The 9152-nt window shown below is 64.8% G+C and carries 7 protein-coding genes and 1 pseudogene; 6 read left to right on the top strand and 2 right to left on the bottom strand.

Translation table 11 applies throughout. From position 1 onward, the window contains the following. Positions 1–704: 704 nt before the first annotated feature. On the top strand, positions 705–1799 hold the full coding sequence (locus AC1D1G_RS36560) for a hypothetical protein (protein ID WP_477955939.1): 1095 nt from the start codon (positions 705–707) through the stop codon (positions 1797–1799). 444 nt (positions 1800–2243) lie between these two features. On the opposite strand, the gene AC1D1G_RS36555 is transcribed toward AC1D1G_RS36560, so the two are convergent. Further along, on the bottom strand, positions 2244–2540 hold the full coding sequence (locus AC1D1G_RS36555; RefSeq protein WP_054247999.1) for a putative quinol monooxygenase: 297 nt from the start codon (positions 2538–2540) through the stop codon (positions 2244–2246). 345 nt (positions 2541–2885) lie between these two features. On the opposite strand from AC1D1G_RS36555, the gene AC1D1G_RS36550 reads away from it, so the two are divergent. The 5 genes and pseudogenes from AC1D1G_RS36550 to AC1D1G_RS36530 all read left to right on the top strand — a co-directional run. Next, a complete protein-coding gene (locus AC1D1G_RS36550) occupies positions 2886–4025 on the top strand; it encodes a glutathione-independent formaldehyde dehydrogenase (RefSeq protein WP_283334507.1) in 1140 nt (379 codons plus the stop codon). A gap of 28 nt (positions 4026–4053) precedes the next feature. After that, entirely contained in the window at positions 4054–4614 is a 561-nt protein-coding gene (locus tag AC1D1G_RS36545) for a type 1 glutamine amidotransferase domain-containing protein (RefSeq protein ID WP_283334506.1), read from the top strand. Continuing rightward, positions 4611–5024, top strand: coding sequence for a GlcG/HbpS family heme-binding protein (locus AC1D1G_RS36540; RefSeq protein WP_317569481.1), 414 nt, complete (start codon positions 4611–4613; stop codon positions 5022–5024). Before AC1D1G_RS36545 ends, AC1D1G_RS36540 begins: the two co-directional genes overlap by 4 nt. A 184-nt stretch (positions 5025–5208) precedes the next feature. Then, entirely contained in the window at positions 5209–6408 is a 1200-nt protein-coding gene (locus AC1D1G_RS36535) for a low temperature requirement protein A (protein WP_317569482.1), read from the top strand. A 76-nt stretch (positions 6409–6484) separates the two neighbouring features. Continuing rightward, a pseudogene (locus AC1D1G_RS36530) lies at positions 6485–6703 on the top strand (DUF309 domain-containing protein); the annotation flags it as partial. Between the two features lie 430 nt (positions 6704–7133). Here the strand turns inward: AC1D1G_RS36530 and AC1D1G_RS36525 are convergent. Then, complete coding sequence (locus AC1D1G_RS36525; RefSeq protein WP_283334516.1) at positions 7134–8651, bottom strand: acetyl-CoA hydrolase/transferase family protein; 1518 nt, start codon at positions 8649–8651, stop codon at positions 7134–7136. Positions 8652–9152 lie beyond the last annotated feature (501 nt).

Here is a 9152-nt window from a genome sequence, read left to right as displayed (position 1 = left end):
GACAGGTCTCGATTCCTGCTGCCGACGGCGGTGGTCCTCGTTACGACCTGGCCGGCGATTGGGCTGGAACATGCCACGACGTACTGGGAACTCCCTCCCTACTCGTTGGACCGCGGCGGCCGTTCAAGTAGTCTTCGATCAGCATCTGATTGAGATATTCGGGACAGCGGCCCGGCCCATGGTGCTTCTGAATTGCCCTCCAGAGCTGGCAAACGCACATATCTCCAAGGTGTTCTCGGAACGTCTTCCCCTGGCCGGTAAGGTATTTGATTCGGACATTTATAAATCCCTGTTTCGTATGACGTTGCGCAGCCTCGGTGATTTTGATTCTCGATCCATGCCGCGGGCAATGGGAAAAGGGCGATATGTTGGTGCGTGAACAATGTTTTTTTGCTGTGGCTCATAAGCTTGTCCACGMTATCCTGCATCGAGCCGAATTTCTCGAGCTGTTTGGACGGCTCCACGGCCTCGATATGACGGCCGGTTGTCGATCGGAGAAACCCTCCGGGAGATGGCCGTTCAAAGGCTTTCAGATCCACTAATACGTCGGGAGCTGATTTGTGGCCTGAAAGGCGACTGCGGAACAGATGCACAGGTGGGCCCCATACATCGTTGCACTGGCACACGGACAGCGGGGCGCGCCGTGATCGACTCGCACCCACTGACTGGGGTTTGGGGGCAGACCGAGCGGGTACGCGAAGGCGGTGAAGGCGAACGAGCAATTGCAGGAAGGGCGCTCCGGTGCCGCGGGGGAGCAGGCCTCGGTGCTGTTCATCGCGGATCCGGGCAAACCTGCGGCTGTTGCCGAACGCATTGCGGAGTGCCTGCCGGAACGCCTGCGCAGCTCTGACCGGGTCGGGCGCCGGTGGACGACGTGCGTACGCCGCAAACCGTACCTGCCCGACGAGCAAGCAGACTTCGCAGATGTCATCGACACAGTCGATCCGTCCTCCGAAGCGGAAGACATCGTCGTGTACCTCACCGATCTGCCCCGCCGCGTGGACACCCTGCCCGTGGTGGGCGAAGTCAGCGCCGACCACCTCTTCGCGCTCATCTCCGTCGCCGGGGTGGGCGGCGTCAACATCGAGCGCCGCGTCCGCACCGTCACCGAACTCGCGATCGCCCGCATCCTCGGGGAACCGGAACTCAAGCCCCCCGGCGGGGCGCGGCGGTTCCCGTGTGTGCAGATTGAGGACGGTATCCGGTACTTCGCGCCCTCGGGACTGCGGCGACTGCGACTGCTGTCGGGGATGGTGCGGGYCAACCGGCCGTGGCGACTGGTCACCGGACTGTCGAAGGTGCTCGTCGGCGCGTTCGCCACGGGTGCGATCGCSCTGGCCACCGAGACGATCTGGTTGTTCGCCGACACGATGGGCCCATGGCGTATGAGTGCGGCGACGGTCCTGTCGATCGTGGCGATGATTCTGTGGCTGATCCTCGAYCACGAACTGTGGGAGCGGCCGAAGTCGCCGGAGGAGCGTGATCGTTCGGTGCTGTACAACACCGCGACCGTGGTCACCCTGGTCATCGGCGTCGTCATCCTCCACGTGGCCCTGTTCGGCCTGCTCCTGTTCACCACGTGCCTCGCTCTTCCCCCGGAACTGYTGTCCCGCATTCTCGGGCGCGCGGTGAACTTCTCCGATTACCTGACGCTCACCTGGTTGCTGGCGTCCATYGCCACCATCGGTGGGGCCCTCGGGTCGGGTCTCGAGGACGACGCCGCCGTCAAGGAGGCGGCGTACGGGGTCCGGCAGCGGCAACGCATCGAGGAGACCCAGAGTCAGTCGAACGAGGCGTGATGATCGCGGCCTACGAACCCGCGACCCAACTCGCGAACGCTGACGAAGTTTGCGATATACCGTCGACCGATCCATCACCGGAATCGATCGCCTTTTAAACTCAATCGGCGAGGGCGCCCGACGGCCGGCCTTGGCGCGTCCGGTGACCGATCGCCTTACGGGATAGCGACCGGGATGCGGATTCCGGCAAGTTCGTGAGAATCATGCACTTACACGACGTTGAGAACACCGAGCGTTCTTTGACCCAGGTGAGCATGGTGGTCGCGGAGGATGTCCCGAGTTCCGTGGAGTTTGGTGGGGCCCGGTGACGGATCAGGCTGCGCTCGCCTCGTCGTTGTGCACCAAGATTCGACAGGTTGGGCGGACTCGCGTGTCTCGGTTCGGGTCCGCGTGGGTGATGTCGGTTCTGTCGAGCTTGCGGGCGGGCTGTTTCCAGTCGGTGGTTCAGAGCTTGTCGGCGAGCACGTCGAGGTTGCTGATTTCGGGCGGCGCAGCGAAGAGTTCGTCGGCGCGTTCACCGAGGGCCTTGCCGACCGGCCCATTGAGATGTGTTTCACGGGCGGCCTCGTCGGGGAATGCGTCGATGATGCCGAACGTCGAGGGACCGAACCGTACCGCCAACCAAGGCTTCGTGCCGGGCTCCTGCTCGACGAGCGGCAGCGCGGATCGGAGGAATTCCTCGACCGCGTTTTCCTTGCCGGGTTTGGCTTCGAGTCGGACCAGCAGCGCCTTGGTGGCCATGTCGGGTCTCCTGTTCGAGGTGGTGGACATGGTCCAGCATCACACCATCGACCGGTAAAGGGAAGAAGCCCGCGAGCCCACAAATCAAKGAAACCGATCTCACCCCTAGTAATCGTGGAGCCGGAAGAGGAGACTCCATGGTGGACGGAATGCGACGCCTGGAATGCACCCGCTGTTGTCGGCTGTGACGCGAAACATGTTGGCGCGCAAAAGTTTTGGTTTTGCTTTCAGTTCCGTTCGCTGTCGCGTCTGCCCCAGCAGCACGATTCATTCGGTCGCTCACACGTAACCGCCTGTGGCCGCCGGGCCGGGATCCACCGGAAAACGCAGCATCAGGGAGTCGAGATGAAAGCGCTTGTGTACGACGGGCCACGTGAGGTTCATGTGAAGGATGTGCCCGATGCGAGGATTGAGCAGCCGACCGATGTGCTGGTAAAGATCACCAGCACCAACATTTGCGGGTCGGATCTCCACATGTATGAGGGCCGCACCGATCTGGAGCCCGGGATGGTCCTCGGTCACGAAAACTTGGGGATCGTCGCCGAGGTGGGCAATGCGGTGGTCAAGGTCTCACCCGGGGATCGGGTGTGCCTGCCGTTCAACATCGGCTGCGGTTTCTGCCGAAACTGCGAGGAAGGATTGACCGCGTTCTGCCTGACGGTGCACCCGGATCCGAAGATGGCCGGCGCCGCATACGGGTTCGCCGGGATGGGCCCGTTCTGGGGCGGGCAGGCGGAGTATCTGCGGGTGCCGTTCGGCGACTTCAACTGTCTGCGGCTGCCCGAGGATGCCCAGGACAAGGAAACCGACTACGTGATGCTCTCCGACATCTTTCCCACCGGCTGGCACTGCACCCGCCTCGCGGACATGCAGCCCGGCGATTCGATGGTGGTGTACGGGGCCGGGCCGGTCGGGTTGATGGCGGCGTATTCGGCGATGATCCAGGGCGCGAGCAAGGTGATGATCGTCGACCGGCATCCGGACCGGCTCAAGCTCGCCGAGGAGATCGGCGTCATTCCGATCGACGATTCGAAGGGCGACCCGGTCGAGCAGGTCCTGGAACAGACCCGCGGGCAGGGTGCCGACAAGGGTTGTGAGTGCGTCGGGTATCAGGCGCACGACCCGCAGGGTCACGAGGACGCCGCGATGACGATGAACCGGCTCGTCGACTCGGTGCGCTTCACCGGCCACATCGGGGTGGTCGGCATCTTCCTGCCCCAGGACCGAAACGGCCCCGACGAACTCGAACGCCACGGCAAGATCGCCTTCGACATGGGCAAATTCTGGTTCAAGGGGCAGAAGGTCGGAACCGGGCAGGCCAACGTCAAGCACTACAACCGGCAGCTGCGCGACCTGATCCACCAGGGCCGTGCCAAGCCGTCCTGGATCGTCTCCCACGAACTGCCACTGGCCGAGGCCGAGTCCGGCTACCAGCATTTCGATGCCCGCGACGACGGATGGACCAAGGTCGTAATGCATCCGTGAGGCGGCCCGGACCGAGAGGAGCACAACGATGGCAATGACACTGCAGGGCAAGCGGATCGCGATACTTGCTGCCGACGGGGTCGAAAGAGTCGAACTCGAGCGACCCCGCGACGCGGTGCACCAAGCCGGTGGGCACACGGAGCTGCTGTCGCCGAAGACCGGCGAAATCCAGGCACGCAACAACGACCTCGACGCGGCCGGCACGTTCACCGTAGATCGGGCCGTGTCCGATGTTTCGGTCGACGACTATGATGCCTTGCTGCTGCCGGGCGGCACGGTGAACCCGGACAAGCTGCGAATCGAGGAGGCGGCGGTGTCGTTCGTGCGCGACTTCGTCGGCTCGGGAAAGCCGGTCGGGGTAATCTGCCACGGTCCCTGGACCCTCGTCGAGGCCGGTGTGGCCAAAGGCAGAACGCTCACCTCATACCCGAGTTTGCGGACCGACCTGCGCAACGCCGGGGCCGACGTCGTCGACGAAGAGGTCGCGATCGACGGGAACCTGATCTCGAGCCGCTCGCCCGACGACCTCCCCGCCTTCTGTCAGGCCATCGTCGCGCAGTTCGCGAAGCCCCGGGCGGGTGCGTCATGACAGTGAACCAGACCTCGGTGTCCCTCGACGATGCGCAGCGGGTGATCGCCGCCGGGCAGGCCAAAGCTGACGAGATCGAGTCGCCGTCGAACATTGCGGTGGTCGATGCCGGCGGCAACCTCGTGGCCCACGTGCGGATGGACGGTGCCTGGATCGCCAGCATCGACATCTCGATCAGCAAGGCGTTCACCGCGCGGGCGCTGGACATCTCGACCGAGGACCTCGCGGCCGACGCGGGTCCGGGCGGGCAGTTCTACGGGATACACGTGTCCAACGGTGGGCGCATCATGATCTTCACCGGCGGTGTGCCGCTGCGGCACAACGGCCAGGTCGTCGGGGCGGTCGGCGTCAGCGGCGGCACCGGGGAGCAGGACAAGACCGTCGCCGAGGCGGCCGTGGCGGCGCTGTGAGCAGTGACCTGCGTCGTCAGGGAACTGCGTCGACAGGGCAACGTCGACAGGGCGACGTCGCGGATGTGAGCGTCGAAGCGGTCGGAAAGGTGGCGCACTGCTGGTGCGGATCACCCCCGAGAAGGTGTACGGAGAACATCACCGGTGAAGAGCAACGGGCGATGATCATGACCACTGGTCGACGATGACGGTCGACGACGGCAACGCCGCCGGGGGATCCGCCGGCCGCGAGCCCGACACCGACGGATCGCAGGAGTCTGATAGGCGGTCGGTGGGCAACCTGGAGTTGTTCTTCGACCTCACCTTCGTGTACGCGATGTCGCAGGTCACACACCTGATGCTCAGTGACATCTCCTGGCAGGGTTTCGGCCGGGGTGTGCTCGCGTTGCTCGCCCTGTGGTGGGCGTGGGTGTGCTACGCCTGGCTGACCAACACATTCGAAACGGCGCGGGTGACGCACAAGACTTTGATCATCGTCGCGATGGCGGCGATGCTCATCGCTGCGATCGCACTGCCGACCGCATTCACCACCGGGGCCCTCGTTTTCGGGCTCGCATTGCTCGCCGTCCGCCTCATCAACGTCGGTATTTTCCTCGCCGCGTCATCCCGAGACGAGGATGGATTGGCGTCGGCGATCCGCCGACTGGCGCCGGGCCTGCTCGTCGGGCCGGCCGTGATCGTTGCCGCTGCTTTTGTGGCCTCCCCCTACCGTGAGTTGCTGTGGGTCGCGGCGGCGGCGGTCGACTTCGGCAGTCCCCTGATAGCGGGAATCAGCGGACTTCGGGTCGTACCTTCGTATTTCATCGAGCGCCACGGTTCGGTCATCATCATCGCGCTGGGCGAGACGATCATTGCGCTGGGGGCGGGGGCAACCGAAAACCTGCGCCGTCCCGCTGTTCTCGGCGCTGTGGTTCTCGGGGTGCTGATCTCGGCCACCCTGTGGTGGACCTACTTCGGCCTCACTGCCGGCGCCGAAGAACGGATGCGGCGAACACCCAGTGTCGATCGGGTACGGTTGGCGCGCGATGCCTACAGCTACCTGCACCTTCCGCTCGTCGCGGGGATCGTCTTCTTCGCCCTCGGGGCACGGGTTTCGGTGGAACACATCGACGAGCCGCTGGCGCCGCTGGCCGCCCTCGCCCTCACCGGTGGGGTGGCACTGTTCTACGCTGCCGAGGTGGCCTACCGATGGCGTGACCATCATCAGCTCACCGTCGATCGGCTCCTCACCGCCGTCGCGGCCCTCCTAGTTTTTCCGGTGGCGATTTCCGTCCCCGCCGTCTTGACGCTGACCGTTCTTACCGCGATCGGAGTCCTGCGACTCGCGTGGGAGCTGTGGCGGCGCCCGCAGATAGGCACCGGCATAGCGGGAGCCGTACGGTGAGAACGACTCCGCTGACGTAGTACGGGCATTCCGCGTATTCCGATGATCTCGAACTCGCGCCGGCCGACCCTCTCGTCTGGCATTCGACGCGCACGAGGTGCTCGAGGCCGCTGGGAAGAACTGTCCGGACGACGAGCGGATGCTGTGGCAAGGCCTGGACCAGCTCATGGTCGGCATCACCCACGTCCGGCGCGGCAATGTGGAGGGCGCGATCGCCCTGCTTCGCCGTGCGTCGGCCCGTCCTGCCCACTACGAACCGGCCGCGCCGTACGCCATCGACGTCGCAGGTTTGGTCGATAGCCGCCGCGCTGACGGCCCTGAAATGTCGCCACCCGTCGCTGCTCTCGGCGAGGGGGTCGACGCGGCCGCGGTAGACGAGTATCAGCAATGCGCCGGGGGAACCGTAGACGGAATACAAGAAGTCGATCACCACGGGAGCGCCGATCTCGTCGCTGGCCGCACCCGACAAGGTCACGTCATGTGGGCCTTCGGCTGGATGCTCGGACCGCGCGAGCAGCCTGCTCCCTCTCCTCGGACTCGGTCCTCGCTCTCCTCTCTATTGTGTCCGCGGCTCTTCCGATGTGTGGTAGATCCGCTACTTCGAGTCCGACAGATTTCCTCGGCCCTCGGGCCCACCAGGTCCCAGATCGCCTCGCCTCGCCTCGCATTCGCGGACGAGCCCCGGAAGATCCACCACCCGACGGGAGAGCGGGAAGGTGACCGTCCTAGAGTCGCATCGAGCCGGACTCCAGGTACCGCTGGTGGAACGAGAACGCCTCCCCGAGCAGGTGCGGCGTCTGGCCGGCTCCCACAGTTGCCGTCGCCCGCTCGACATAATCGGTGAGCAACGGCCGGAATTCCGGATGCGCGCAGCGCTCGATGATCACCCGTGCCCGACGACGCGGCGACAACCCCCGCAAGTCGGCAAGGCCCTGCTCGGTGACCAGTACCTGGGTGTCGTGCTCGGTGTGGTCGACGTGCGGGGTCATCGGGACGATCGACGAGATCGCCCCGTTCTTCGCCGTGGACGGGCTGAGGAACATCGACAGGTACCCGTTGCGCGCGAAGTCCCCGGATCCGCCGATGCCGTTCATGATCTTGGTGCCCATCACGTGCGTCGAATTGACGTTCCCGTAGACGTCGGCCTCCAGCATCCCGTTCATCGCGATGATTCCCAATCGGCGGACCACCTCGGGGTGGTTGCTGATTTCTTGCGGACGGAGCCGGATGTGCTGCCGGTAGAAGTCGATGTTGGAGGTCAACTCCTCGATCCCCGCCTCCGAGAGCGCCAGCGCGGTAGCCGACGCGAACCGGACGGTGCCGTGCTTGATCAAGTGCAGCATCCCGTCCTGGATGACCTCGGAATAGCAGGTCAAACCCCGATACGGGCCGCGATCGAGGCCGCCGAGTACGGCATTGGCCACGTTTCCGACGCCAGCCTGCAGTGGCAGCAGGGTGTTCTCCGGGAGCCGGCCACGCCTCACCTCGTGGTCGAAGAAGTCCAGCACGTGGGCAGCGATCGCCTCGCTGACCGCATCGGGAGCGGTCAGCGCGCTCGCACTGTCGGGGGCATTTGTTTCCACCACCGCAACAACCTTGGCCGGGTCCACCCGGTAATGCGGTTGCCCGATGCGGTCCTCGACGTCTGTGAGTTCGATCGGCCGGCGGTGCGGGGGCAGAGCTGTGCCGTAGTAGATGTCGTGGATACCGTCCATCGCGTCCGGGACCCACGAGTTGACCTCGAGAATGACTTTCTCCGCGACGTCGAGCCACGTCTTGTTGTTTCCGACCGACGCGGAGGGGATCAGCTCGCCGGTCTCGGTGATGCCGGAAACCTCGACGACCGCGACGTTTACCACGCCGTAGTAGCCCTCCCACACCTGCTGGGCCACGTGTGAGAGGTGGATGTCGACGTAGTCCATCCGCCCCTGGTTGATCTTCTGACGCGCCGTGGATTCCGCCTGGTAGGGCATCCGCAGGGCGATTCCGTCGATCTCAGTGAGCATCCTCTCGGTCTCCGTCGACACGGACGCCCCGGTCAGCAGGTCGATGGTGAAATTCGCGCCGGCCGCGCGGGCGGCGTGAATCCGGTCGGCCAAGGCCGGGATGACCGCCTTGGGTGTCCCGGCACTGGCGAAACCGCTGACAGCAACGGTGTCACCCGGACCGATGGCCTTCACCGCTTCCTCCGCCGACGTCACCTTCTGCTGGAACGCCGAGTGTCGAATCCGGCTCGACTGCACCGGGGACGCGGGATCACTGATCTGGRGGCTCACGGCGGCCAGTGTAGGAGTGGACGACGTGACGCGACCACCCCGAAAGATCCTGATGTTCACCGGATCACATCCGGTGTTCACCACTATCCCCCGTCCTCGACCGTTCGTCGCGGCGGACCCGCCGCTCGTCGGCTCCGCGAGGTCGCCCGCCGAATCGCGCCCGAATGCGCGTCGAATTGTGATCCTGGTCACTGCCCGGGCGCTTCCGTGAGCGGGCCGGGCGATCATGACGCCGACAGGTCTCGATTCCTGCTGCCGACGGCGGTGGTCCTCGTTACGACCTGGCCGGCGATTGGGCTGGAACATGCCACGACGTACTGGGAACTCCCTCCCTACTCGTTGGACCGCGGCGGCCGTTCAAGTAGTCTTCGATCAGCATCTGATTGAGATATTCGGGACAGCGGCCCGGCCCATGGTGCTTCTGAATTGCCCTCCAGAGCTGGCAAACGCTCCAGAGCTGGCAAACGC

It is taken from the genome of Rhodococcus sp. P3_B8, from assembly GCF_056402775.1.
This window is presented reverse-complemented; position numbering and strand designations above follow the sequence as displayed.